Annotated in this window: 26 protein-coding genes and 1 tRNA gene; 17 read left to right on the top strand and 10 right to left on the bottom strand. The window is 34.4% G+C overall.

Annotation, left to right across the window (positions count from 1 at the left end; all coding sequences use genetic code 11):
• Positions 1-13 precede the first annotated feature (13 nt).
• Together secF and ABMA78_RS14165 are read left to right on the top strand one after the other, a co-directional pair.
• Complete coding sequence (secF, locus tag ABMA78_RS14170; RefSeq protein ID WP_392860970.1) at positions 14-940, top strand: protein translocase subunit SecF; 927 nt, start codon at positions 14-16, stop codon at positions 938-940.
• On the top strand, positions 927-1,616 hold the full coding sequence (locus ABMA78_RS14165) for a hypothetical protein (RefSeq protein ID WP_392860969.1): 690 nt from the start codon (positions 927-929) through the stop codon (positions 1,614-1,616). The genes secF and ABMA78_RS14165 overlap by 14 nt, the downstream gene beginning before the upstream one ends.
• A gap of 2 nt (positions 1,617-1,618) precedes the next feature.
• On the opposite strand, the gene ABMA78_RS14160 is transcribed toward ABMA78_RS14165, so the two are convergent.
• Entirely contained in the window at positions 1,619-3,328 is a 1,710-nt protein-coding gene (locus ABMA78_RS14160; RefSeq protein ID WP_392860967.1) for a hypothetical protein, read from the bottom strand.
• Between the two features lie 283 nt (positions 3,329-3,611).
• Here ABMA78_RS14160 and ABMA78_RS14155 point away from each other — a divergent pair, with 283 nt between their 5' ends.
• The 12 genes from ABMA78_RS14155 (at position 3,612) to ABMA78_RS14100 (ending at position 12,179) form a co-directional block, all read left to right on the top strand.
• Complete coding sequence (locus tag ABMA78_RS14155; protein WP_021266755.1) at positions 3,612-3,917, top strand: HU family DNA-binding protein; 306 nt, start codon at positions 3,612-3,614, stop codon at positions 3,915-3,917.
• Positions 3,918-4,047: 130 nt separating this feature from the next.
• A tRNA-Cys gene (locus ABMA78_RS14150) sits at positions 4,048-4,124 on the top strand.
• Between the two features lie 250 nt (positions 4,125-4,374).
• On the top strand, positions 4,375-5,058 hold the full coding sequence (locus ABMA78_RS14145; RefSeq protein ID WP_392860966.1) for a hypothetical protein: 684 nt from the start codon (positions 4,375-4,377) through the stop codon (positions 5,056-5,058).
• A 345-nt stretch (positions 5,059-5,403) separates the two neighbouring features.
• On the top strand, positions 5,404-5,727 hold the full coding sequence (locus tag ABMA78_RS14140; protein WP_392860964.1) for a hypothetical protein: 324 nt from the start codon (positions 5,404-5,406) through the stop codon (positions 5,725-5,727).
• 184 nt (positions 5,728-5,911) lie between these two features.
• Positions 5,912-6,109, top strand: coding sequence for a hypothetical protein (locus ABMA78_RS14135; RefSeq protein ID WP_392860962.1), 198 nt, complete (start codon positions 5,912-5,914; stop codon positions 6,107-6,109).
• 199 nt (positions 6,110-6,308) lie between these two features.
• Complete coding sequence (locus ABMA78_RS14130; protein WP_392860960.1) at positions 6,309-6,794, top strand: hypothetical protein; 486 nt, start codon at positions 6,309-6,311, stop codon at positions 6,792-6,794.
• 817 nt (positions 6,795-7,611) lie between these two features.
• The gene (locus ABMA78_RS14125) at positions 7,612-8,793 is read left to right on the top strand and encodes a hypothetical protein (protein ID WP_392860958.1); all 1,182 of its coding nucleotides are present in this window, start codon (positions 7,612-7,614) and stop codon (positions 8,791-8,793) included.
• Between the two features lie 680 nt (positions 8,794-9,473).
• Complete coding sequence (locus ABMA78_RS14120) at positions 9,474-9,836, top strand: hypothetical protein (protein WP_392860957.1); 363 nt, start codon at positions 9,474-9,476, stop codon at positions 9,834-9,836.
• 99 nt (positions 9,837-9,935) lie between these two features.
• A complete protein-coding gene (locus tag ABMA78_RS14115; RefSeq protein ID WP_392860955.1) occupies positions 9,936-10,316 on the top strand; it encodes a hypothetical protein in 381 nt (126 codons plus the stop codon).
• A gap of 203 nt (positions 10,317-10,519) precedes the next feature.
• Positions 10,520-11,230 (top strand): DUF2459 domain-containing protein, encoded by a 711-nt coding sequence (locus ABMA78_RS14110; RefSeq protein ID WP_392860953.1) that lies wholly within the window; start codon positions 10,520-10,522, stop codon positions 11,228-11,230.
• An 88-nt stretch (positions 11,231-11,318) separates the two neighbouring features.
• The gene (locus ABMA78_RS14105; protein ID WP_392860951.1) at positions 11,319-11,768 is read left to right on the top strand and encodes a universal stress protein; all 450 of its coding nucleotides are present in this window, start codon (positions 11,319-11,321) and stop codon (positions 11,766-11,768) included.
• A gap of 9 nt (positions 11,769-11,777) precedes the next feature.
• Positions 11,778-12,179: a c-type cytochrome gene (locus tag ABMA78_RS14100; protein ID WP_392860950.1), complete on the top strand. Its 402-nt coding sequence runs from the start codon at positions 11,778-11,780 to the stop codon at positions 12,177-12,179.
• A gap of 41 nt (positions 12,180-12,220) precedes the next feature.
• Here ABMA78_RS14100 and ABMA78_RS14095 read toward each other — a convergent pair whose 3' ends face one another.
• The 4 genes from ABMA78_RS14095 to ABMA78_RS14080 form a co-directional block, all read right to left on the bottom strand.
• Positions 12,221-13,015 carry a hypothetical protein gene (locus ABMA78_RS14095; RefSeq protein WP_392860948.1) on the bottom strand — a complete coding sequence of 265 codons (795 nt, stop codon included), beginning with the start codon at positions 13,013-13,015 and terminating at the stop codon, positions 12,221-12,223.
• Between the two features lie 174 nt (positions 13,016-13,189).
• Positions 13,190-14,296: a hypothetical protein gene (locus ABMA78_RS14090; RefSeq protein ID WP_392860947.1), complete on the bottom strand. Its 1,107-nt coding sequence runs from the start codon at positions 14,294-14,296 to the stop codon at positions 13,190-13,192.
• 8 nt (positions 14,297-14,304) lie between these two features.
• Complete coding sequence (locus ABMA78_RS14085) at positions 14,305-14,868, bottom strand: hypothetical protein (protein WP_392860945.1); 564 nt, start codon at positions 14,866-14,868, stop codon at positions 14,305-14,307.
• Between the two features lie 136 nt (positions 14,869-15,004).
• Positions 15,005-15,688, bottom strand: a complete 684-nt coding sequence (locus ABMA78_RS14080; RefSeq protein WP_392860943.1) for a cysteine hydrolase family protein — start codon at positions 15,686-15,688, stop codon at positions 15,005-15,007.
• A gap of 85 nt (positions 15,689-15,773) precedes the next feature.
• Here ABMA78_RS14080 and ABMA78_RS14075 point away from each other — a divergent pair, with 85 nt between their 5' ends.
• Together ABMA78_RS14075 and ABMA78_RS14070 are read left to right on the top strand one after the other, a co-directional pair.
• Positions 15,774-16,607, top strand: a complete 834-nt coding sequence (locus tag ABMA78_RS14075; RefSeq protein ID WP_392860942.1) for a LysR family transcriptional regulator — start codon at positions 15,774-15,776, stop codon at positions 16,605-16,607.
• Between the two features lie 76 nt (positions 16,608-16,683).
• On the top strand, positions 16,684-18,009 hold the full coding sequence (locus ABMA78_RS14070) for a serine hydrolase domain-containing protein (RefSeq protein WP_392861022.1): 1,326 nt from the start codon (positions 16,684-16,686) through the stop codon (positions 18,007-18,009).
• Positions 18,010-18,012: 3 nt separating this feature from the next.
• Here ABMA78_RS14070 and ABMA78_RS14065 read toward each other — a convergent pair whose 3' ends face one another.
• Together ABMA78_RS14065 and ABMA78_RS14060 are read right to left on the bottom strand one after the other, a co-directional pair.
• On the bottom strand, positions 18,013-18,711 hold the full coding sequence (locus ABMA78_RS14065) for a hypothetical protein (protein WP_392860940.1): 699 nt from the start codon (positions 18,709-18,711) through the stop codon (positions 18,013-18,015).
• A 171-nt stretch (positions 18,712-18,882) separates the two neighbouring features.
• Positions 18,883-19,383 carry a TlpA disulfide reductase family protein gene (locus ABMA78_RS14060; RefSeq protein WP_392860938.1) on the bottom strand — a complete coding sequence of 167 codons (501 nt, stop codon included), beginning with the start codon at positions 19,381-19,383 and terminating at the stop codon, positions 18,883-18,885.
• A 229-nt stretch (positions 19,384-19,612) separates the two neighbouring features.
• Here ABMA78_RS14060 and ABMA78_RS14055 point away from each other — a divergent pair, with 229 nt between their 5' ends.
• The gene (locus tag ABMA78_RS14055) at positions 19,613-20,974 is read left to right on the top strand and encodes a sensor histidine kinase (RefSeq protein ID WP_392860937.1); all 1,362 of its coding nucleotides are present in this window, start codon (positions 19,613-19,615) and stop codon (positions 20,972-20,974) included.
• A 3-nt stretch (positions 20,975-20,977) separates the two neighbouring features.
• Here ABMA78_RS14055 and ABMA78_RS14050 read toward each other — a convergent pair whose 3' ends face one another.
• From ABMA78_RS14050 to ABMA78_RS14040, 3 genes are read right to left on the bottom strand one after another with little or no spacing between them, the layout of a single operon-like run.
• Positions 20,978-21,472: a hypothetical protein gene (locus ABMA78_RS14050; protein WP_392860935.1), complete on the bottom strand. Its 495-nt coding sequence runs from the start codon at positions 21,470-21,472 to the stop codon at positions 20,978-20,980.
• A complete protein-coding gene (locus ABMA78_RS14045; RefSeq protein WP_392860934.1) occupies positions 21,469-22,569 on the bottom strand; it encodes a hypothetical protein in 1,101 nt (366 codons plus the stop codon). The genes ABMA78_RS14050 and ABMA78_RS14045 overlap by 4 nt, the downstream gene beginning before the upstream one ends.
• Positions 22,569-24,491 carry a hypothetical protein gene (locus ABMA78_RS14040; protein WP_392860932.1) on the bottom strand — a complete coding sequence of 641 codons (1,923 nt, stop codon included), beginning with the start codon at positions 24,489-24,491 and terminating at the stop codon, positions 22,569-22,571. Before ABMA78_RS14040 ends, ABMA78_RS14045 begins: the two co-directional genes overlap by 1 nt.
• Positions 24,492-24,596 lie beyond the last annotated feature (105 nt).

Here is a 24,596-nt window from a genome sequence, read left to right as displayed (position 1 = left end):
ATTGGAGTTTAAGATGTTTGAAATTATAAAAAGTAATACAAAATTCAATTTTGTTAATAAATTTGGGATTGCAGGTCTTATCTCTGCGATTCTAGTTATTGCTTCACTTGTTCTTATCGGTACTAAAATGAAATACGGGGTAGACTTCCGTGGTGGTGCTGAGATTCAAGTTAAGTTCCAAAAAACTGAAAACCTAGATGAGCTTCGTCGTGAAATGAAGTCAGCTGGTTTCACTGGGGTAACGATCCAAACAATCGGTGAGCCTCAAATGAATGAATACCTTCTTAAAGTTAGTGCAAACGAAGGTAACTTAAATGAAGTTACTGAAAAGGTTTCAAAAACACTAACGACTAAGTATGCACAAGATGGTGTTGAGATCAGAAAAGTTGATATCGTTGGTCCTAAGGCCGGTGCTGAGCTTAGAAAATCTGGTTTCCTAGCAATGCTTTGGGCACTACTTGCAATTATGATCTACGTTGGTCTACGTTTCGATTTCAAATACTCGCCAGGTGCAATTGTTGCTCTTTTCCACGATGTAACAATCATTCTAGGTGTATTTGCTCTAACTGGAACAGAGTTTACTCTGCAGACTGTTGCTGCAATCCTTGCCGTTATCGGTTACTCAGTTAACGATACCGTTATCGTTTATGACCGTGTACGTGAGCATGAAGCAAAGTTTGTTGGACGTGATATCAAAGATCACATCAATAATGCAATTAACGAAACACTTTCAAGAACAATCCTTACTTCTGGTACGACACTTTTCGTATCAGCAACAATGTTCTTCGTAGGTGGTCTTGCAATCCGTGATTTCTTTATGGCAATCACTCTTGGTGTTGTTGTTGGTACTTACTCATCTAACTTCGTTGCTGCACCAGTTGTACTTCTATTTGATAGATTTAGAGGGGAGCAGGCGAAAACTGCAGATGCAAACGCTTAATTCAAAATTAAATTTTATTAAATACTTAATTGCCCTGTGTGTACTTCTTAGTACACATGGGGTTTTTGCGTATGGTGATGAAGATTACGATAGTCGTGATAAGACTACTTCTTCTCAAGATATCGAAAACCTTCAAGAGTCAATTGAGACTCTTAACCAAGAAATCAAAAATAATGGTGGCCAGGCCGTTAATGTCGTAAATATGCCAACACAAGGTCTCGGTCTAAAAAATGGTAAGGCCGACCCTGAGATGATGAGACGTGCAATTAAGATGATTAATGCACAATTTAAAAATGTCCCTGACGCTCAAGTTGCCCAAATGATTCGCGAAAATGCCACGCAAAACCCAATCATGCAATTCTTTGTTAATAGCGATAAGCTTGTAAACTTTGCTGTAGGGATTGTAAAAGATGATAAGGCCTTACTCTACTTATTCGAGTTAACACAGGATAAGGATGTTTTAAAGCTTGCTCTAGGAGTTGTTATATTCCTATTTATTCTTAGCTTTTTTCTTAAGCGTGCATTTATTAAGAAAGACGAGTTCTTTGTTTTTCGCTACGTAAAGTCGCTAATCTTCTTTGTTTTTTCAACGGGCCTAAAAGCAGGTGTTCTTTATTTTATCTATAAAGACTACTTAGATCCAAGCGTTGATGTTTTCATTAAAAGAGTTCTCTAGCTTTAGTTACCACTCGTTACAGGAATACAACCCATCTTACGATCAAGAGGCTTGATTGTTGTAGGAATTGATGTTGTGTAACCACTGCTTGCAAGCTCACTTGAGTGCATCACTTGATAAAGTTTCTGATACCCTCGTTTTTGTACGTATGGCGCATCTTCGTCCGCTGGCCAGTAGAAGTATGTTGGTTGCGATTGTGTATCGCTCGTTGGTTTGTAGTGGATTCCATCATTTGTTAAATGAAACCAGATCTTCTTTAGCTGACCTTCTCTAATAAACATAACATCAGCAGGCTTAATCTCTTGCTTATTTCCATCACCAAGATCAATTACTTCACGTGGACCTTTGGCAAAGTATAGGCCTTCTGTTGGAGTTCCAATAATCTCACCAAGGGCCTTGAATTCAATATTAGATGAGTTGTACTCAGTGTAGCCTGGACAAATTGCGCGCCCACTATTGTCAGTAAAGAATGGAATCATAGCAAGCCCTGATTGAATTAGCCCTGATTCAGCTCCTGAACAGGCCTCTGGGAAGCCTCCGTCCTCAACGCTAACATTCGGTGCCACACAAGTTTCAAGAGGTGCAAAGTACGATTTTGTCCCGCTTACGTTGGCCCCCATTTCAATCATGCGATCTTTAATAAGGAAATCAACCTTGCGATTTTCACCATCTGCAATAAAGCGCACATCATTTACATCCCATAAAGAGAAGTGATCTGGCACTAGTTCTAGACGTGGAAATTGTGGAGCATCATCATTTTGCCCTGTCTTAATATAGTCGTGACAAAAGATAGTATCTGAAACACCCGGCGGAAGATAAGGAGTCGGGTAGTCAACAGGCATGTAGAAGTGCTTTCTCACAGTATCAAGATAGATCTGATCGCTTGGATCGTAATTTGAGCTTGTGGCCGTCGCACGAATCATACAAGTGTATTGTGAGATAAGCTTGATCTTAAGGTTACCTTCGTACTCGTCATCATCACCTGGCTCAAATAACTTAAACTGCTCGTAATCACTTTTTGCATTCTCAACACCACTTCCAGTTTCTTCAATATGGAAAGTATAAGCTTCTCCAAAGTTTACTGTTGTGGCCTCAAGGTTTGCTTCAAAAATATTTGTTCCTTGATAAGTCTTAAGATCGGCCGTGTAGCGACGTCCATCGATATCTGTAGCAACTAACTGACAAGAAGGTGGGTTTTGAGCGCCATTATCTATTGAGTTGTTACAAAAACCAAAAAGATTTTGTAGGTTAGTGTCGTCTTTAATTTTTGGCCCAACAGTTACTGTTCCGTACAGGGTAGCTACTGTGGCCGTCTTCTCTTGGCAAGTTGCTGCACAAGAGGCACCACTTGTTACCGAGGCAACTTTTTGATTCTTACAAATACAAAAATCGTCATCAATAAAAACAGAGTCACTTGGACGGGCAATCACTTCTGGTGCTGTGATACAAACACCAGCAGAGGCCTCAATATTTTCACGAGTAAAGTCATCAAGACTTTCGTCGGCCAGGATTTCTTCTAATTGTGCTTCGTCTGCAACGACTTCTCCTTCACCACATGAACTTGCACATACATTTCCTTCGTTTAGAAGAAAGAATAGATCTTCACAAGTATCGATATTATTGATGTCGTCAAAGAATCCATCTGGACGCGCAACCTGTGGAACACAGGAAGATGTGATAAATAAGAATACAATTAAATATATTACCTTCATTGGCCTATTTCCTTAATTTTCTACTTACTTAATCGCCAGTTTTCGTTGACTTCTTTAATTTTAGGTTAATTTCTTACATTTCATTGAAATTGTGTGAAAATAAACGTAATTTTAAGTAGTTATACTATTGGGAAATAAAATCTAGTGTATAATGATAGTAAAGTTTTTGTGGCACAATAAATATTCCTAATGTTTTTAGCGACTTGGACGATAAGTGAAGTAACTAAAAATCATAGGATTGAGTTTGTGCTCGAAAGAGTTCTCATATCGAGAGGAGATTAAAATGACAAAAGCAGATTTAATTGCAGCAATCGAAAAGCAAGCAAATGTAACGCACAAGCAGGCCGAGACTGTTGTTAATATTTGTTTTGATGACATGATCAATGCTTTATTCAATGATGAAAGAATCGAAATCAGAGGTTTCGGATCTTTCGCAAACCGTAATTATAAAGCGTACGAAGGTCGTAACCCAAAGACTGGTAAGGTAGTAAAAGTACCACCAAAAAAGGTTCCATTTTTCAAAGTTGGTAAAGAACTAAGAGAAATGGTTGATGAGGGTAAAGACAAGTACGTTATCCGCGAAGCTTAACGGCCACGCATCCTGTTTTTTTTATACTTAAGTATAGGCCTGCCGCATTAGTGGCAGGTCAATATTTTTAAGCATTTAAATTGACTTATTAAAAAATATCCATATTATAGGAAATCTAAAATCATTCTGCGGACGGGTGCTAGAGTGGTCTAATAGGGCAGTTTGCAAAACTGTTTTTCACCGGTTCAAATCCGGTCTCGTCCTCCAAATTCAAAAAGAAAAACCCAGGCTTGTCCTGGGTTTTCTTTTTTAACCTGAAGATAAGCTCGATTTAAACATGTATTCTCCCGGTTTGGGAGGCGTTAAATACCACGATGGTATTTAATGCCGAACTATCCAGCGACGACCAGGATGGGAGGAGTCGGGCAAATCCATCGCATATCACCTAACCCAAACCTATCTCTTTTGATCAAAATAAAATTTAGTGAACATTTTCATATCTGCGCTATAATAAATAATGCGTTTGATAATTCTCTCATTACTTTCTCAAATACTTTTAAGTTGTGCGACTATCTATACTGGTGATGAATATAAGTCTGTTGATTTAACAGGCATCGAACAAGTTAAAAGTTCAGTAACTTTTCGTTTTGTTAAATTACATGATGTTAGTGATCAAAGCTCCTGGGATAATAAGAACTGGTTTATTAAGAGTACTGTGAAAAATAGTTACGAATGTGATGTTGTTAAAAAGATCAATTTATTCAATTTTGTAAAATGTGATGTTGAGGAAAATTTTGATAAAATAGCTACAAGATATACGTCGATAGAGGAATTTGATAGAGAGCATCCTATAGAATTCGATACAGATTACTATGTAGATGTCAGGGTTCTCTCTCCATTCTATTTCCATGGCAGTGGGACTGGAATGTATGGTCTTGTATTTAGCGCTTTAACTCTTGGAGTTATTCCGTCATATTGGACATATGAAGGTGATTACGACATTCGAATCTACTCTAAAAAAGATCAAGTCAATTTTAAAAATATTCAATATACAGAAAACTACGGAGCAATCTCATCTTCGTTATTTTGGCTTTTCCCGTCTAGTCGATATGAAGGTGTTAGCCTTAGAGAGAATTATATGATTAGAAATAAGTGGGAGTATATTCTCAAAGAGATAATATCAAAAATAAAAGAAAAATAAGATTTCAAGTATTTTTTTAGGAGTCGCTCCAGGAGCTTTTTCTTTACGCATGCCCAACGAAAAGGCACCTGGAACCGAATAATAAAAAATACAACAACTAAAACGTCTCAGACCATACAAGGCCAGTCTATATATAAAGTGACTGACAAAGTCTCTGGTATTAAAAATTTGATTAAGGGAAATTACTTCTACTTAGATGGGTTACATAAGAACCATCTTGAAGTTTTTAGTGGCACTGGTCAGGTTTTGTGTGTTTTGAATTTGGACGGTACAATTAATATTAAGAAGACGGCTACTGCACTTAAAGAAGGGCGACGTATAAATATATAATGTAAGGAAAATATAATGGAAATAAATATTAAAAATGCATATAAAGTATTAGCTCAGCTTGAATTATTGTCGAAAGTTAAAAGTTTAAAGATGTCTGCTATAGAGGATGAAATTGAAACTTCAAAGGCTGATTTATACGAAGATATAAATTGCTTTAATGATGAGATAATTCAGCTTTTAAATTTATTGGATCGTGGAAAATCTGTAGAAACAATTGAGCCTCTTATAAGAATGCGTGCGAATGCACTTGATATCGTAACTCATTTTTCTAATTTAGTTGAAGAAATTGACACCTTTGTTCAAAATACTGATCTATATGATGAATATTTAAATTCATAATCAATAAATTATTCTCATATAAGGGAAGTACTCGGTAGGAAAGGGAGTTGATATTTTAATTAGTTCCGCCGGAAAAACAACTAAACAGTATCGAACATGAATGAATTTTTTTCGAGTTCTTTTGGTTCTATACTTAAAAATACAAAAACTAAAACGTCTCAGACCATACAAGGTCAGTCTATATATGAAAGTTACAGACAAAATTTCGGGATTTGATATCTTAAAAAAAGATGACTATTTATACTTAGATGGATTACATAAGATTCACTTAGAGGTTTTTAACAAAAAAGGTAATATTCAGAGTGTGCTAAATTTAGATGGTAGAATTAATATTAAAAAGACAGCTGCTTCTCTTAAAGAAGGACGACGTATAAATCTTTAATTTAAATGTTCTAAAAGACCCTACAAATATTTCTAAGTCAGATTTACCAAATGGTCGAGTGCTTAGAGAAAGCTTAATATCAGGAAAAAAAGGACATTTAAAGGTTGAATCTATTTTGGATGGAGATCAGCTAATTACTGTTATATTAAAAAGTGGATTAAAAAAGTAATCTAAATTCAAAGAATAAAGGAATTATACGATGTTCAAAATAGAGAGAAGGCTAAGTCGCTTGGATTATTTAAAAAGATTAAAGAGTGAGAGCTTAAATGAATTATCATCTCAAGATGAGTCGATATCTAATTATTCAATAGTAAAATTTGATAACTTTACTATTGGTCTAAAATATTTTAATGACGCTTATTTTCCTCCTGTCGTTGTATTTGAAACAGATAAACGCATATTTATCGGGTTAGATAAAAAACTTTTTCAATTAGATGATTTTGGTCGCTTGTTGGGAGAGGCAGATCTTGATTTCTATATATCTGAAATAATCCCTTTTAATGATGTTGGCATAATAGTCCTATTTGAGATTGGAGCTTGCTTCTATGATCTTAACTTTAGGTGTATGTGGAATATCAGCCTTGATTTTATAGAAGATTTTAAAATAAATAATGATGCACTAATTCTAGACACTAATTCAGGTCAAATTGAAATTGAAGTATGTACAGGTAAGTTGAAGAAGTAGTGTTTTTTATATACAAAGAAGTAAAGTGTTATTGTTGGTAGAGATTGTCGAATTATCGTCACGTTAGGCTGTGCTTAGAAGTGCTTAATTGAATACTTAACTTATTGATATATTGGAGAATCTATCGAATCTTCCAAATTCAAAAAGAAAAACCCAGGCTTGTCCTGGGTTTTCTTTTTTAACCTGAAGATAAGCTCGATTTAAACATGTATTCTCCCGGTTTGGGAGGCGTTAAATACCACGATGGTATTTAATGCCGAACTATCCAGCGACGACCAGGATGGGAGGAGTCGGGCAAATTCATCGCATACCAGCAGTAAATTAGTACGTCGATACTTTTGGTAGTTTCAGTTAGTTAAGAAGCTATTTTGTATGATTAATGTATGTTGGCTTTAGAATCATTAGTACTATTAATAGATAGAGTCGATGCATATAAAGTAAGCTAACAATAGAGGCCAGAAAGTCATCTTACTCCGCGAATATGACCTCGTTACATACGTTTCTTAGTGTAAGATGCTAATTTGTCGAAAAGTATCGACGTACCATATGAGTAATCTTTCCAGATGCTTTTTCTTTACGCATGGTCATGCGTAAAGACACCTGAAACTGAAGGTACTAGGGAAAACATTTGTCGACCCAGATGGTTATCACGTTGTTATTCAGAATGCTGCTTGGAAAGAATAAATCATCTTGTCGTAATTTTGCAGTAGTTAGAAGCTTAGTATTCATTTCAGTTAGTTGTACTTCATAACTTGATTTATTCATAAGTTCCTGAATATATTCATTTCTATGTCATAATATGACGATGAGTACACGTATGAAACTATATCTATTTCTTATATTCTTGTGTGCTTCGCTTAGAGCAAGTGACCTTAAGTCAAATCATAAAGATATTGATGCCGTTAAACTAAGTGACTTCCAACTTGTTAATATCGTGTGTAATGAAGAAGACACGGTTGATGTTGTTACATGTGAGTATATTGGTGACGGCTTTTTTGATGGTGCAACTGCCATTTGGAAGATAAACAAAAAAAGAGTCGAGAGGCCTAGCTTTGATGTCAGCACCTTAAAAGAGAAAAATGTTGTAGAGCTATTCAAGCAAACAGGTGATAAAGTAATTTTAAGCAAAACTTATGTTTTCTATAAAAAACATGTTGGTTTAAATCTTAAAAATGGTTTTAAAGAAATTCCAAATATAGTTTACTTTAATAACCAGTCATTTCAAGAAAGCATAGAGCTAAAATATCCGCTTGATACCTCAAAAGCTAAGATAGAAGTATACCTAGAAGAAAAAATACTAGGTGATGCTGGTTTTAGCATTCAAAGTAATCAGATTAATTTAAAGCTAAATCATCTTTATGATAAAGCTAATGTGAAGCTTGTTTACCGCGAAGGAGATTATAAGTCTGAGCTTTACATGACTTATATAAGGGGAGATGGAGTAGTCAAACTGCCAAAAAAGTTTGAAGGAAAGAATGCCTACATTAGCTTTGTTGAAGAAGAAATTGAACGATGGAAAACTGTTTCTCAGAAAATTAGTGATGGTGAGCTTCGAAACTTATTTGATGGAACCTATTTTATATTTATCGATGGTGAGGATCAGCAAGGGAAGTTTGTACAGATCAAAAATGGCAAAGCTGTTGATTTGCATAAGCTAACATTTAAGAATAACGATTACAGCGAAACGTTGAAGTATTACACCTTGGATTCGGCTCCTGCTATCCAAGGAGGTTCTTTTACTTATAAGTCGGGTACTAAGGTCATCTATGAAAAAATAAACTCTGGTGACTCTCGTGGTATATCAATACCGTTAGAGCTTAATCAGACGATAGAGAAAACGTTGCTCTTCGTTGTTGTGAAATCAAATAAAGAAGTGAAGGTCCATCCATATGACTTAAGTAAGATATATGCAGATGCTTCTGATACTGGACTCGAAGTAAATACTATCGTTGAAAAAGGTAGTGATGTGTTTATTTCTTATTGGTATTTTAAAAATTAGTAATTGATTATTTTCTTATTTTTCATCTTAGTGAGTAGGAGTAAGTAAGTGTTAAATAACTCGAATTCAATACTGAAACTATATTTTAACCCAGTTTCTTATTTTGAAGAAAATAGCAATGGCCCAAATCGCTTCATATTATATTTCTTCAATTTTATGAATTGTTTTGCAATTCTTTATTATAATAGAATGCTTGACTTTAAAACGCTTGAAATACCATTTGCTTTTAATAAAGAGAGCTTTTTTTATACGTATTACCATAATCCAAGTTGGACTGATTTATTTACATACACGCTACTTTTCAGTTTTATTTCATACTTTCTTCTGTGGTACCCCGTAACTTGGTGGTTCAAAAAGAATCTTCATTGGTCTGGGGTCAAGGAAGCTCGCTCAGATAAGATTAGATACATTCTAATTTTGTTCAGTACATATTTTACTATACCAATAATTATTACTATTCCATTTTATGTATTCATCTATAGTGAACCAAAAAGTGCTTTAGAAAGCTTGAATCTACTTTTCTGGTTGTTTATAGTTTTTGGAATTATTGAAACTTACTTTTTTTATAAAACGATAAAACGTCTTTTTGTGAACATCAATAACTGGGGGCTTTTATGGTTTGTAATAATACCTATAATATCAGTCGTGAGTGAATTCTTTAGTATATATGAGATGAATATATGAATAAAAAGTTGATTATTCTAATCTCTCCAAGATTTGAAAGGGAAATAGAGTGTCCAACTGGCCATAATCGTCAAATTTTACAAAAAGGTCCGTTTGCAAATTATTTTAAAAGCAATACGGAGCGATTTCTTTTTGTGTTATTCACTATCCTTACTTTAGGAGGATATGCTTATTATTTGATAAAGAATGGCAACAATATCAGGATTAGAAAGCTCCTTGATAGTGGTTATCGTTTAAAGTTCGATTCTGATATTTTTTATGTGAAAAAACATGTTGGTTATCGGTTTATTGATTCAAAGGAAGGAGATAAGGTTCGTTTCGCAAGGACAGGTAGTGCGGATGACACTTTAAAACTATAGATGAAGGTTTTTTAGGAAGATATTTATATGAGAATTAATTATAAAAAATCTATAATGTTAAAGTGGTCCATATACTTCGTCTTTGTGTTACCGATGTGCATGACATTGCTACTCTTTTGTTTTCTAATTGTAGATGATGAGAGCTTAAGTAGAATTCAACAAACTGCTGTCATTGCCTTAGCGCTTCTTTCTTTAACTACAATGCTAGGAACAGCTTTTCATATCTTTTTATATGGAAAAAAAGAAATTTATATCGAAGTGGATGATCTTCGTATTACATTTTTTAATGGCCTATTTTTTAAAAAACATACTTTCTTGTTAGAGGAACTAGAGTCTTTTTTTATTAAAAGTATTTACGGTAATAAAGCTTTAGTGTTTCAAACTATACATAACAGAAAATATGATTTCCCATTTGCCCATATTGATAGTTACGATGAAAAGAAATTGCTAGAGCTTTTAAGTAAATATAAGAAATTATAATAAACAGTACGTCGTTACTTTTGGTAGTTTCAGTTAGTTAAGAAGCTATTTTGTATGATTAATGTATGTTGGCTTTAGTATCATTAGTACTATTAATAGATAGAGTCGATGCATATAAAGTAAGCTAACAATAGAGGCCAGTAGGTCATCTTACTCTGCGAATATGACCTCGTTACATACGTTTCTTAGTGTAAGATGTTAATTTGTCGAAAAGTATCGACGTACCATACTATAGACTTATGAGAATTAAAACGAAGTGGCCATTCTATTTCCTAATTCCGCCAGCTCTATTTGTCGCTATCTATTTTGTGATGACAGTGGCAGGTTTCTATATTGGTCATCAAAGAGATGTTCAAGGTGAAGCCGTTCATCGTATTTATATTGTGGAGGGAGCAATACACACTGGCATACTACTTCCTATGCATCTAATAAGTCCGCAGTTGAGGTCATTTATAGTAGAGGAAGGATTGAATTTTAATTATGTTGAATTTGGGTGGGGGGATCGTGAATTCTTTTTGAATGTGCCAGAAATGAAAGATCTTACGCTTCCTATTTTTACAACGTCTTTATTTCTCCCTAGCTCATCTGTCATGCACGTGACTCAATATCAAAATTTACCGAAGAATACTTATAAACTATCTGATGTAAAAGTCTCGCCAATGCAATTGAATATTATATTAAACTTTGTAGAAGATTCTTTTAAGTTAGAAAAATCACGTCCTATTAAAATTCAAGTAAAGGGATACTATAATTCTACCCAAGTTAAGGATAGCTTTTATGAAGCTAATGGAAGCTACCATATGTTTAATACTTGTAATATGTGGACGGCCAGAGTCCTCTTTGAGGCAGGGGTTAAGACATCCGTATTTACTCCGTTTAAATACTCAGTTTCAAGGTTTATTAATAAAGATTAAGATCTTCTTATCCATAATGTGACCTATGTCATATTCGAGTACTATTGTATAAAGAGATAATATCGATATAAGAACATAAGGAGGTTCCATGAGTAAGCTAATGATTTGTGTTGATATAACTGATGAGTCTATCAATGCCTATAAGAATCAATTAAAAGATTTCGACTGGAATCGTTGGGATGAGGTTCATCTCGTGCACGGATTTGAAACTCAGGTCTATGCCGATACTTTCTACTTCGCTTCTTATCCGCTTGAAGGGCAAATGGGAGATATCGAAAAATCAGTTTCAGATCTCTTGTTGGGGCTTTCTAATGAAATCGTCGCTGAAGACTATAAGGGAAAGGTATTTGGAAAATGTCTCTTTGCTAGTTCTGCTAAGGTTGCTCTAAAAGAGTATGCCGAAGAAAATAAAATTGATGAAATGATCATTGAAACAAGAGGTAAGCATGGAATAGCTGCGCTATTTTCAAGTTCGTTTGCCGAGTATATGGTGGGCCATGCTCCTTGTCGTCTTATGATCTTACGTGAAGTTAAATAAGAGGTGATTGTGAGGAATTTGATATTACTTTTTACGCTATTTCTAGCTTACTCTTCATGCTCAAGCGTTAACACTGAATCTCGCCAGCATTTTGAGAATAAGAGCATGAGGCATGGAGTTGTACCAGTGGCCGAGAGTGAGGATAAGACTCCTGTGACACGTATTTATAGTGCCGAATCAGTTCTTAGAGGCAGGCGCATTTATATGAATAAGTGTTCTCAGTGTCATGGTGAAAATGGTAGGGGTGTTGATAAGGTTGATCTTCAAGAATTATCTAAAGAAATTCCTAATTTTAATTTCTACTTACTTGTTTCTAGTTATAAACAGAAAATGCCTGGATGGAAGAATGTTTTAACTGAAAATGAAATTAAAGACCTTGAGAATTATATTTATTCGCTTGCTAAGAAATAAGAAAGGCCCCAGTTTAAAGTGGGGCCAATATATTAGTTTAATTATCTATTTGAGTGACCTTGGTGTCTAGGACGATAACCTAGGGCCTTAAATTCTTCTTTTAGTACCTTTTTGAGTTCCTTCTTATCGATTACTTGTCCAAAAGTCGTATAATCAAAGTAAGTGTAACGGTATAAAAACCATTCTTTGTATTCTTTTGTTAAAACTGAATCAACACCATCAATTGTTAGAAGATCCATCCAATTAAGCTTAACTCCTACCTCGACACTTTTTCTTTCAAGCTCTCTAAGTCCTGCTTCCGATATTTTGTGAACTCTATCACGAAAACCTGGCCCATTACAAAGACTTCCATCTTCATCCATCTTAGTTAGAATAGACATTAAGTCTTCATTTGAAACATGCTTATAGGCCGGAAGATAATTCTTAATTAACCATAGATCTCTTGTGTTACCTGAAAGTACACTGTAGAGACGCTTACTTAATTTAAGTTGGCGCTTGTGATCAATTCCTGAAATTCCATTCTTATCTTTATTTCCGTTTTCCATCACAAGAACGAATCCTGCAAAAATTGGTGCAAGAATTGGTAAACCAGCACCTAGTGAGACTCCAATAATCGCTCCCGGGATATAGGCAGCAAAACCACAATAAATAAGATTCTCTTTTAAATTCTTCTGCTTTGAGAAACATTCTTTAATCATCTCTCCAGGGATTTTTGATGGAAGATAGCTTGTTGATTTAGTTCTAATTTGAATATCTCTTGCTAGTTCATTTTTACAGTTAAAGGCAAAAGTTTGAGTTGCCAGTAGTAGCGATAAAGTAAGTGCTAATTTTTTCATTTCTCATCTCCATTTTTATTTGTTTATTTTGTTTTTTGTTATGGAGGCAAGGTAATGGATATCAGAATTTATCTCATTTACATGAGGTGACGTTTTTGAAAATCGTGAATTTATTTCTTACTTAATGGTGATGATAAGAGCTAAGTTAATGAAAACACATTGCTTTCAATTAACTTATTCAACACGATGGCGCTTTCTCTTCTTGTTTCTGTCTGTCATTTCAAAGTCAAGCTGTATCCATTTAGTAATTGTATCGAATAGGCTGATTGTCTCTTTTACATCCAGATTATTTTGGAAGTGAAAAGGATACTTTTTCTCTAATGAAACTTCATTTCCTAGGGTCATTTTTGAATCATTTAAATATTGCCATGTAAGGTACTCTAGAATCTCTGCATCTCCATCAAAATAGATATGCTCCCATGTCGTCTTTATTTCTTGATTGGCAACTTGAGCAATGTCCAGATCAGATAGAGTAAGGCCTGCTTTGTTAAAATAGAACTCTAGCTTTGTGTCTTTGAGCCAGTATTTCTTGGATTGGATTATTGAAAAGAGCTTTTTAAGCTCTTCTTGTGTTAGGGCCTTTTTTAGATCATTAAAAAGAGAAAGGGCATGATGTCTGGCAAATACTTGTCCAAGGCGCATATTTGGCCTGTGGTCGGCCTGCGAGTGTTCTCTGTGGTCAAAGTATTCTTTCGTGGCAACTCTGAATGGGAATGGAGCACCTTCGCGTTTAATCTTTCTTCTTACTGCCTCGCCGCGAGACTCTGAACTCTTTAAAAAGTTACTCACATATTTACGATCTCTAATACCCATTAAGTCATTTCGTTGGCCAATAAAACCGTTCCATGTCGGATATTCTCCCCATAGTGGCTTTGGGCGCTGTCCGTGACACTCTAGACACTTCGCTTGATTGATAAGCCATTTCTTATTCTCTAGATCAAGGACGAGAAGCTCATAGCGAAGCTCTTCTTGATTCCAAGCGATGGCCTCAATTGAATCTTCTTCGTGTTGATCTGCTTCAAATGTTGAAAAGGTAATAACAAATGAATTTTTCTCATTCCAAATCACAGGCCTTAGCTTATTTGGTGCTGCTGGTAGAAGCGCCCCTGACTTATAGGCCAATGTCATATTTTGATAGTCTTCCTCCGGGATACTTTCAATAACTTGTGTAAGTGTTTGAAAGTCATTTGATTTGACCCAGTTGAGAAAAGCATCTTTGTCGAGGACCGTGGCCCTCGACATTGATGTGATAAATATCGTTAGAATGATATATTTAAGCATTGTGACTACTATCTTCTGTCGTTATAAGAATCGTAATCAAAGTTTTCAAAAAGTACGTCAATTTCTTCTTGTGTCCCGTAGCGAACTTCTGATTCGATGCTACAACGAGTAACATAAGTTGTTTCTTTATTGTAAATTGATGAGATTTTAAGTGTTCCTCTAAGATCATAGCTCTCCCAATCTGGGTTGTAGAGGTGAGCATCTAAGCTTGATGCAATTAGGCTCAGTGTCGAAGACTTGTCGGCCGACTGATGACTTAGTTCTAGAAGATATCCTGCTTTTGATAAGTTAGTTAATGGGTCGACAAAGTTCTTTGCTTCGAATTTGTAGTCAATTTTTTCAAGTGCTTTACCGTCAATTGAAATTTCGTTAAATAGAGCTTCTCCAGATACATCTGAGTACACTTTTTTAACGACAAGTTTTTTGTTGAAATTACCGTAGTGACAAGAAGTTATCGTTTCGACAACTGTGTTAATGTCTTCGCCATAGTAATCATCGTATCCGTCATAAGATGCGAATGATGTGTTAGATGTAAATACAAGTGAAATAAGTAGAAGTAGGGAATTCTTCATTTGGTTCTCCAAGAAAAAAGTTTTGCTTGGAGAATTATTTAGTACGGATTTCTAAGCAGTCTGTCAAAATAAAACTATGTGAAGCATTTAACTTTTTTCTTGGATTTATATAATTACAGTTATTTATACTAGTTAATTATTTTTGCTTTAAAGTCATTTCAAATTTCCTCAGTTCTAGAATAGTGACAAAGCGATCGGCCAACTCTGCCAATGCTGAATCTCTGATCGTTTTTGCTGGTATGACTTCACCTTTTACTCTCAAGTCACGAGTTGTTGTTGTCTGGACGAAGGTGAAGGATTGATAGCCTAAGTCGAGGGCCGCTCTGATTGTTGAACTTAAACACATATGGGTCATATAACCTATGAAGATTACTTTTTTTATGCCCAATTTTGTCAAATAATTATGAAGGTCTGTTTTTGCAAATGAATTTGGTAGGCTTTTTTGAATGACTTTTTCGTTATGAACTGGAGCTAACCTTGGAATAAAGTCCATTTCTTTTGTACCAATTCTAAATAATTCAGAGGTCTCGCTACCTTTGTGCTGAATATGGATAATGGGAATATGATAATTCCTTGCTATATTGAGCGCTTTTTCAGAAGCCTTTATTGATTTTTCCATTTCCCATAATTTCAATTTTCCAATAGAGTATTCTCTTTGAGCATCGATGATAACGAGTGCCACCTTATCTTTTGCTGTAATAGTAGGTTTCTTTGGTTTTGATGTGAATTCAACAAGTCTCTTTGGTATATTCTTCGAGAAGTCTGCCTTTGCTTGAGTTGCCATATATAATACTCCGATAGTTAAAATAATAATTTTCATAATTCTCCTTTTTTATAATAAATTAGCATGGGATTAGTTGAAGGAGGCTTGCATCTGTGCAAATTAATATTGTATAAATACAAGTATGGAAAATTGGAACGATTTAAAACTTATTTTATCTGTGGCCAAGAACGGTACTTTGACTGCTGCCTCTGTTGATTTAAATGTTGATATTTCAACGATTTCGAGACGACTTACAGGTCTCGAAAAAGAGATTGGTAAATCACTATTCACTCGAAAAGATCGAAAAATGATGCCAACACAATATTGTTTGAAGATAACAGAGGTCGCTCAGCAAATGAGTCGTGATATTAATTCGCTAATTAACGATAACTCAGAGGGCATTATTCAATTTAATCTTACAACAGTGGAGAGTTTAGCGTTTTCACTCATTAATAGTGACTTCCTTAAACGCCTTTCTCATAACGAAAAGATTAATTGTTCGATCAATATTTCGAATGAGAATAAAAGTTTATTTGATAGGCAGGCCGATATCGCATTAAGGCTAGGGAGGCCATCTTCTGAAAATAGTCTTATATCAAAAAAAGTTGGCTCTATGAAATACGGTATATTCTCTAAGTCAAAAAGACTAAGCGAAAATTCGCCTTTTGTTGATTTTTCAGCTGATATTGCTGAGAGTTTTTATAGTTTTGAGCAAAGAGAATATTTAAATACTCATTTTTCTAATAAGTACGTAAGTTCAAATAGTGTTAATTTTATCCGAGATTTAATATGTAATCAAAGTGCTCATGGTATTTTGCCTGTTTTTATCGGTGACTCAATGGGCCTTTTCAGACAACACCCTCGCTTTAATGTCGAAAAAGATATCTTTATGATCTATCATTCAAAATGGAGATATCATAAGGGGTTTCATGCTTTTAAAGATTCAATCATTCGAGCTTTAATGACATCTCTTTGATATAATGATTTCTCTATACTGATATTGTTTAAGGAACAAATAAATTAGACCGATATAGTGTTGTCATTACAATTCAATAGAGGTCATCATAAAAGCAATTCTTTTTGTCATTTTAATTCTTTGTCTATCATGCCAATCTGGCCAGGAGTCTAATATTAATACAGAAAAATTAGATAAGTTCTTTGCAGTCTTAGAAAATAAGAAAGTCGCTTCGGGAAGCGCTATTTTAGTTAAAGCTGGTAAGACTGTTTATGAAAGAAATTATCATTTTGATAAAAAGTTAGAAGAACCTATTTTCCGCATCGGTTCTGTTTCAAAAATATATACAGCTGTAATAATGTTGAAGTTAGAAGAAGAGGGGAAATTAAAGCTATCTGATAAGCTTTCTCTTTATTATCCAAAGATAGATAAGGCAGATAAGATTACTATTGAGGACTTGCTTCGCCATCGTACCGGTATTCCAAATATGACAGATCTTGCTGATTACAAGGAATACTCTCAAACTCCCCAATCTGAAAGTCAGATGATGGAGCGTTTCTATCGCTATCAGTTGGAGTTTATGCCTGGTGAAAAGTATGAGTATTCAAATACTGGTTATGTCATCTTAAGCTATATTGCTCAAAAGGCGGGAAATGATACTTATGCAAACTTACTAACTAGTTATATTGTTAAGCCTCTTTCTTTGCAGGAGACCTTTGTCTATGATGCTAAAAGTTGTCGATCTAATGAAGTCACTAGTTACTTCAAAAGAGCTAACTGGGAAGAAGCAACCAATACTCATCAGAGTGTTCCTCTTGGTGCTGGTGCCATTGCTTCCACACCACTAGAAGTTGCAACATTTCTTAGAGGATTATTTAGAGAAAAAATAATCAATTCAAGTTCTCTTAAGAAAATGAAAGAATTTATCGGCGAGGGAGAGTATGGATTAGGTTTAATGAAGTTTCCATATGCTGACAAATACTTCTTTGGACATACAGGTGGCGTCGATGGTTATGCATCTATCGCTGCCTATAATATTGAAGATGATATTGCTATGGTAAACCTAACAAATGCCTTGTCATTTAATTTTAACGATATGTCTCTTGCTCTTTTGGCCGGATTTTATGGCGACGATTTTGATATTCCTGTCATTCAAGAGTCAATCCTAGTTAAGAAAGAAATACTTGATCAGTATAATGGAACATATGGAAGTAATGATTTTCCAATTAAGCTTACTTTTAGAAATGAGAATGGAATTCTTCTAGGGGAAGCATCAAGTGATGCTCAGAATGAGATTCCTTTTGAAGCTTTTTCTAATACAATATTTAAATTTCAACGTGCCCATATCAAACTCGAATTCAAAGATAATGGGAAGACTCTTATCTTTACGCAAGGTCAGGAATTTGAATTAAAGAAGCTTTAGGGGCTACTCTAATAAGAGAAAATTTAGCGCAGCTTCTGTCACAAATGCTTCGGCAGAGTTTAAATCGTATTCATTGTTATAATTGTCTGGGTTATATGCAATTACTTGCTTATTTTTTTGAATTTCGCGCCAACTTTGAACAATTTGTTCAATTCTCTCGTGTTCCAATAAGTTCTTATCTTGAGCAATTTTTGAAAGTAGCATGATCTCGTGTATCGCCTTTGTATCCATAATGATTTCATTTGTTTCTTCTCGCTCATCTTCTAGTGATTTATAGAGGGCGTCTACGTGATGCTTTAATAAAAGTTCTACAATTTGAATATTTTTTAAGCTCTCATCAAAGTTGAGTATTTCAGGTATTTTATAAAAGTCTAAATCATAAACGTTAGAAGGCTTATTTCTTAGTTTAACAATCTCATATGACACTGAAATCAGAGCTTTTAAGTATTCTTCTCTTTCTCTATCTTCAAGGCCTTCTTCTTTTTGAATCTTGTACAATTTCATGGAGTTTAATAGATTCTTCATATCCAATGAAATATCGTAACTTGGTGTATTCGATATTATAGATGACCTCGGACGCTTCTGCTTTGAGACGCTTGCTACCGAGTTTGTGAGATCAATTGCATGATTTATTTCTTCTAGCTTTGTGGCATACGTTGAAGTCGTAAATAATAATACTAAAGGAATAAATACTTTTTTCATTTAACCAATCTCCATCTTATTTGATACTAATATAGCAAAGCGGAGTCCAATATTTTTCATGTAAATACAGTGGGTTACGTTTTCTATATGTTCAAATATTTAACAGGTGTTTAAAAATAGAATCCAATTATGTCTTAATTGGAGAAAAAGGAATTCACCTTAAGTAATTTTCTATTTAGAGATAAAATTCTCTGCTTTGTAAATCCCCATAAAGCTAATTCCTGTTGAAAAGTATTTGACCTTAGCGTTGTCTAGAAAAACTGTTGTAGGCGTGGCCTGAATTACTAGATCATGGCCAAGATCATTATCTTCGATAAAGGTAAAAGGATAGGGATTCTTTTTTAGAAACTTCTTTATCTGGGCAGTGCTTTCAAAGGGATTGACGGCATAGATTGAGCCTTTGGATATTTTTCCACTTTCAATTGACTTCTTTAATCGTAGCATTTCAATTTTACAAGGAGTACATGTTGTCATCCAAAAGAATGTAACCACCTTCTTGTCTGGTGGGAATTGTATGCTTTTAGGGTTAGCTTCAATTGTTTTGACAGGTCTTTTTGAAATATTCTTTTCTTTTAGTCTGAAGCTATTTGCGATACTAGGGCCTTGCTTAAAGGCAAATAGAGTTAATGCAATTATGAGAGCTAAATTTTGTAAAGAGATATACTTTTTCATATGCTATTAATTTTATCATTAGACGGCCGAAGCGCAAAATAGTCATCCAGTATCATAAAGATAAAAACTTTAGTATGTCAGTGAAGAATCACTAGTTAATCTTTATGTTCTACTAACAAAAATTTTTCCTAATTACCTTTTGTTTGATATTTCAAATTTATGTGATTTATTTTACAGCACTTAATTCTTAAACTATCATTTATACGATTGTTTTTTTAAGGTCGTTGAATTGTTGATAAACACTAATATTTTTAAGAAGAAGTTATTTCTGGCATCTGTTTTGGCCTTTATTCTTCTTAGTATTAGTTGTGCTTATTACTTCTCTAATAAGAATCGCAAGGCCGTCGTTGAGTTAAATCAGCGTATTGATCTCTTTGTGTCTGTTGTTGGAAATTTTGGCTATAACGGTCTAATTCATAATTTTAAAAATTATGTCGTTAGATATGATGAGAGCTACTATAAAAAGGCCGTCTCAAAGTTCAATGAGATTGAAATCGCATATAATCGCTCCAAAGAATATAACCTATCACATGAGGAATTAAAGTCTCTTGATAATCTATTTTCAACGGCCAAGGAATATCGAGATAATTTAGAGATATTAAAAAACCTTGATGCTTCTCTTACGGCGGAACAAAGAGATAATTTTGTAAGAGTTGATGATACCCAGGCAGACCTTGCAGCTAAAGAAGTTATTAGAATATTAGAGAGTAAGGAAGCTCAATTAAATGAAATATCTAAGAATATTTCGCGTTTTGGTGTTATTGCAATTGTTCTGCTTATTTTGGCGATGGCGGCCATGTACTATTTTGATTTATTAGTTCTTGATCGTACAAATAAAAAGCTCTCCCAGACAAATGAAGAGCTTCTGCAGTTTTCTTATCGTACATCACATGACTTAAGGTCTCCATTAACAACAATTAGCATTTTATGTGACTTGATCATTAGAAATATCGAAACAAAGCGATTTAATGAAGATGAGATAAAAATAAAAGTCGAAAAGATTAGAAGTCGAGTCATGCATTTGGCCGAGCTCATTTCAAGCCTTTTAGATTTAGCAAGATTAGATGTCTCTACCCATAAAGATGAAGAACTTGATTTTGAAACAATGATTTCAGATATTGTTATTTCAAATGAGTACTTAATTGAGAAAAATAATATCAAATTCTCTACCGATGTTGATCTCTCACGTGGACACTCTTCTCAGAGAGTAAGGGTCTTTCAGATCTTAAGTAATATTATAGTTAATGCTGTTAAATACTATGATGTTAATAAGAGTGCTCCATTTGTTAATGTTGAAATGCATGATGACTATAATAATCTCTATATAAAGGTTGCTGACAATGGGGTAGGGATTCCATGCAATGATAAGTCTGAAGTTTATGAGCAATTTGTGCGCTTTAATGAAGACAAGTCAATTGGTACTGGAATTGGAATGTACATCGTTAAAAAGTCTGTGGATTACTTAGGTGGAACAATTGACTTTACTACTTCAAATGAAGGCACAACTTTTAAAATTGTTATTCCTACTACTGTTGTTAATTCTAATCATGATTTAGTGACAAAAGATACGTCAAATAATCTGCTACATTAGTATCTAGCTTGATATTGAATAGATTACATCTGGTGAAATAGTTATTTCGCCGTCTATCTTCTTTTTAAATCGGTAAAGAAGTGATTTAAAGCTTGTTTCTGCCTTGAGATAGTCGCAATCCTCTCCATAGATCATTAAAATAAGCTCTTGTCTGTTAAATCTTGCTTCTTCTAGAGCATTAAAAAGTATACTTTCTTTCTTACTAAGTTTTCCCTTTATTTTTGACGGGCCCTGGTTAGGTTTTTTCTGAATTAACTCTGAAACGAAATTATAAAAGGGGTCCTTCATTGAAGAATTCACATCTGCTTCTATTATTTTCGAGTAGTCCTCACGATAAAGTTTCTCTGAAAGAAGATAGAAAAGCGTACGATTTAATAAATTATTCTTCTCACCTTTTAATAGGTCATGAGTAGTCTTTAGTTGCTCTTGTGACAGACTCTCTATATCAATGTGTTCTAATAGATCCTTATCTATTTCTTTTAAAAGGGCCTTTATCACTTGATTGACTCCTTACTGGCAAACTCTATCTTTTCATTATTAGATAGGGTATATGTTTGCGCCTCTTGATCAAATTGAATTAATCCATCATCTTTTTTATTAATTCTTGAAATTAGTGTTGTTAAGCGATTCTTTGCATCGATTTCATCTATATTTGGATACAATTGATCGATAAGTTCGCTAAAGTGATAAGGCCTGTGTGCAAGGAGGAGGATGAGTTGATCGCTTAGCTCTCCTAACAGATTCACTGCTGTCGTCCTGTTTAGTCTGATTCTCCAGGCCGTTGTTAGAGAGTCATTATTTATTTTATTCTTACCATTGAGGTAGAGGTTTTCAATTGCTTTAGTCGATTCTTTTATTTCTTTAAATTCATAACGATGAAGCTCTTCAAGCGTCTTCATTGCATTAAATTTCTGGTTAAGACAGAATTGAGTCTCACAAAGGTGTGTCAGCGCCTGGGCGTATTGAAGAGTATTATTTTGATCCTCAAGAAGCTTAAGAGCTTTTTCGAGGTAGCGAAAAGCGCTTCGTTGTGCACCTACTTTATGAAATTCATCTGCAATATTAACACAGATATTTGCAGCACTTGTGAACGACCCTCTTTTTATCAGTATATCAAGAGCTTCAATATAATTTGAAAGTAGTCGCTTTCGTATATCGATATTTCCTTCTGCTGTAATGGTATTCATTTGTGCATTTAGGGCCTTCTTTTGTGCTCCAATTTTCATATATGAATGATGGGCCATGAGAAAATTATCTTTGACTGCTAAATGATCCTCTTTTTGAGCAGCGATAAGTGCCATTGCAAAAAAGAGGTCACCTAGATAAGGTGAGTCTCTAAAATTATCGATGCTCTTAATTTGATATGATCTGTTCTCTAATATTGCGATACGGGCCTTCAAGAATACATCGAAGAACGAATCCTTTGTAAGTGTATCTTGCATACGCTTAAGCTTTGCTAAGTCATTAAGGTAGTACGACATCATGATCTGAATATAGATGAAGTCTTCACTGTGGTATTCAACTTCAAAGAAAAGCTTTGTTAACTGGCCGATGTCGGCGTCAATCAAATGTAAAGGCTTGATCGAGTTTCTCATTAGTCCCAAGTATTTATAAGTGGAATGCTTCCTTTTGTACTATCTGATTTTTTTAGACTATAGAATACTCTGGCCTTAGAGTCTCTATGTATAGCATCAGCAAGTCTTTGGTTTCTACTACGTCTTGAAATACTTAACATATCTGTGAAGAATAATTCCTTTATATCTGCAATGATCGAATACTGATCATCGAGCCTTATTTCTAACCTTGGACTAAAGTCTTGGAGCGCATTATTAATTTTAACAGTCTTTCGAAATTTATTCTTAAGATATTTCCCCTTAATTGTAAGTAGAATCGTATCTTTTTTAATTTTAAGAGATGATCTTATTGAGAAGGTCTCTTCCGTGTTTTCAGTTTTGTTGCTACTCTTGCTACTTTTTAATCTTTTCTTTAAGAGTGAAATTAGGTCGATAGAGTCATTCTTATCTATTTCTTCACATTGGTTAATTTCGCTATAAGAGAGACCTTCCCAATTTGCAAAAATATAATCATGAGCTTTCTTATCTGCTTGTCCCTTACATTTGAAGCCGATAACAAGCTTTTTGTTGATTGCCATTCCAGTTGGGATATTTATTCTTTCTCTAAAATTTATAGAGCTTGTCGTAATTGGGCCTCCGCCATTTCCATATCCGTTTCCACCTCTGATGATGGTTTGATCTTTGCTGTCATTCTTGAAGCTTCTTATGACCTCAATTGTCTTAAGATTGAACTTGTTATCATTATCTATCTTTATCTCTTTCTTCGTTAGGTATAGGTCATAGAGTTCCTTAATTTGAGAATCTGTTAAGTCCCCATTTGCCTTACCATGTGAATTTGGTATTTCTTCGATGAGGTTTTGTGACGATTTTTGTCGATAAGTTGATTGATAGTCTTTTGAGTACTTAAATCGAACATTATCTAAGTGGCCACGCTTACCTTGAATATAGTTATTAAGACACTCTTTGATATTTGAATGAGAAGAAAAAATTGATTTTTGCATGATACGATCATAGGAAGTTGCAATACCAACGATTTCATATTTACTTTGATTTAAATCATTATTTTGTAATAGAGGAGAACCACTCATACCAGGTACGATACTTGATGGAGTTATAATCGAACGACTGATGAATGATTGACGACTCTTTTCATGATCCTTTTCTTTTGAGTCTAAGTTAATTGTACACTTATTGTGAGAGATCAAATCCATAATTGAGTTCATTGTACCAATTTGATTGTGATGATTTTGCTTGTAAGGAATTGGTTCTGTCGTTATGGCCTTAATTGCTTCAGAAATGGGAACAAAGAGTGCGTTACCTTTATAAGGCTCAGGAGAGCTTGGATAAAAATTACAAGAAAGGTCGTACATATTACCAATTTGTACATATGAAAGTGTTTCACCAGTCTTTAAATTTTCAAATAGTGGCCTATTATTATAGTTTGTTGATTTCTTTTCTCCAAAAGTAAACTCGTCTTTAATTAGACTCCTTGGAGAGTTATTCATTCCATGCGTATAAAGACTATTATTCTTTGAGTTATAAATACCAAAGGTCTCTTGTATTGTATTGTTGACTTCTATGATGGCAATATCATGGTTGGCACAAGAGAGGGTTTTATTTTCTTCAATAGGGTGTAGCTCCCCACGGTAGATGAAAAACTTATTATCACCATCTACTAAGTGAGAGTTTGTGATGATGAATTTTTGGCCTTCACTTTGTACTGTAAAACCAGTTCCTGCAATAGGCATGTCACTATCGATATAGTGTGAGCCAATAACAACAAGAGATTCCTTATCTTGGATGTGATGCCTTTTGTAGTATTTGTAGATCGATAAATTATCGACATCTTTACCAAGTAAGATTTTAGTATAGGGGTCTGCTTGTGTAACAAGTGATAGGCCCATCAATGTCGTTAATATTGCTCTATATATACTTCTAGACATAGCTATATATAGAGCAAAGTATATGCCATTATTTCCCTTTGAAAATGAGTTAGTTACTAGTTGAATTGTTTAAATAACAACCCCCTTGTCTAGACTTTAGTCAGT

It is taken from the genome of Halobacteriovorax sp. RZ-2 (genome assembly GCF_043196685.1).
Taxonomy (GTDB): Bacteria; Bdellovibrionota; Bacteriovoracia; order Bacteriovoracales; family Bacteriovoracaceae; genus Halobacteriovorax_A.
This window is presented reverse-complemented; position numbering and strand designations above follow the sequence as displayed.

Excerpts from the sequence above, each read along its gene's own strand:
- ABMA78_RS14125 (WP_392860958.1), top strand. The coding sequence starts at position 7,612 with ATGAAACTATATCTATTTCTTATATTCTTGTGTGCTTCGCTTAGAGCA.
- ABMA78_RS14105 (WP_392860951.1), top strand. The coding sequence starts at position 11,319 with ATGAGTAAGCTAATGATTTGTGTTGATATAACTGATGAGTCTATCAAT.
- ABMA78_RS14160 (WP_392860967.1), bottom strand. The coding sequence starts at position 3,328 with ATGAAGGTAATATATTTAATTGTATTCTTATTTATCACATCTTCCTGT.
- ABMA78_RS14040 (WP_392860932.1), bottom strand. The coding sequence starts at position 24,491 with ATGTCTAGAAGTATATATAGAGCAATATTAACGACATTGATGGGCCTA.
- ABMA78_RS14090 (WP_392860947.1), bottom strand. The coding sequence starts at position 14,296 with ATGCTTAAATATATCATTCTAACGATATTTATCACATCAATGTCGAGG.
- ABMA78_RS14145 (WP_392860966.1), top strand. The coding sequence starts at position 4,375 with ATGCGTTTGATAATTCTCTCATTACTTTCTCAAATACTTTTAAGTTGT.
- ABMA78_RS14085 (WP_392860945.1), bottom strand. The coding sequence starts at position 14,868 with ATGAAGAATTCCCTACTTCTACTTATTTCACTTGTATTTACATCTAAC.
- ABMA78_RS14140 (WP_392860964.1), top strand. The coding sequence starts at position 5,404 with ATGGAAATAAATATTAAAAATGCATATAAAGTATTAGCTCAGCTTGAA.
- secF (WP_392860970.1), top strand. The coding sequence starts at position 14 with ATGTTTGAAATTATAAAAAGTAATACAAAATTCAATTTTGTTAATAAA.
- ABMA78_RS14130 (WP_392860960.1), top strand. The coding sequence starts at position 6,309 with ATGTTCAAAATAGAGAGAAGGCTAAGTCGCTTGGATTATTTAAAAAGA.
- ABMA78_RS14080 (WP_392860943.1), bottom strand. The coding sequence starts at position 15,688 with ATGAAAATTATTATTTTAACTATCGGAGTATTATATATGGCAACTCAA.
- ABMA78_RS14095 (WP_392860948.1), bottom strand. The coding sequence starts at position 13,015 with ATGAAAAAATTAGCACTTACTTTATCGCTACTACTGGCAACTCAAACT.
- ABMA78_RS14045 (WP_392860934.1), bottom strand. The coding sequence starts at position 22,569 with ATGAGAAACTCGATCAAGCCTTTACATTTGATTGACGCCGACATCGGC.
- ABMA78_RS14075 (WP_392860942.1), top strand. The coding sequence starts at position 15,774 with ATGGAAAATTGGAACGATTTAAAACTTATTTTATCTGTGGCCAAGAAC.
- ABMA78_RS14155 (WP_021266755.1), top strand. The coding sequence starts at position 3,612 with ATGACAAAAGCAGATTTAATTGCAGCAATCGAAAAGCAAGCAAATGTA.
- ABMA78_RS14115 (WP_392860955.1), top strand. The coding sequence starts at position 9,936 with ATGACATTGCTACTCTTTTGTTTTCTAATTGTAGATGATGAGAGCTTA.
- ABMA78_RS14065 (WP_392860940.1), bottom strand. The coding sequence starts at position 18,711 with ATGAAAAAAGTATTTATTCCTTTAGTATTATTATTTACGACTTCAACG.
- ABMA78_RS14165 (WP_392860969.1), top strand. The coding sequence starts at position 927 with ATGCAAACGCTTAATTCAAAATTAAATTTTATTAAATACTTAATTGCC.
- ABMA78_RS14135 (WP_392860962.1), top strand. The coding sequence starts at position 5,912 with ATGAAAGTTACAGACAAAATTTCGGGATTTGATATCTTAAAAAAAGAT.
- ABMA78_RS14120 (WP_392860957.1), top strand. The coding sequence starts at position 9,474 with ATGAATAAAAAGTTGATTATTCTAATCTCTCCAAGATTTGAAAGGGAA.
- ABMA78_RS14060 (WP_392860938.1), bottom strand. The coding sequence starts at position 19,383 with ATGAAAAAGTATATCTCTTTACAAAATTTAGCTCTCATAATTGCATTA.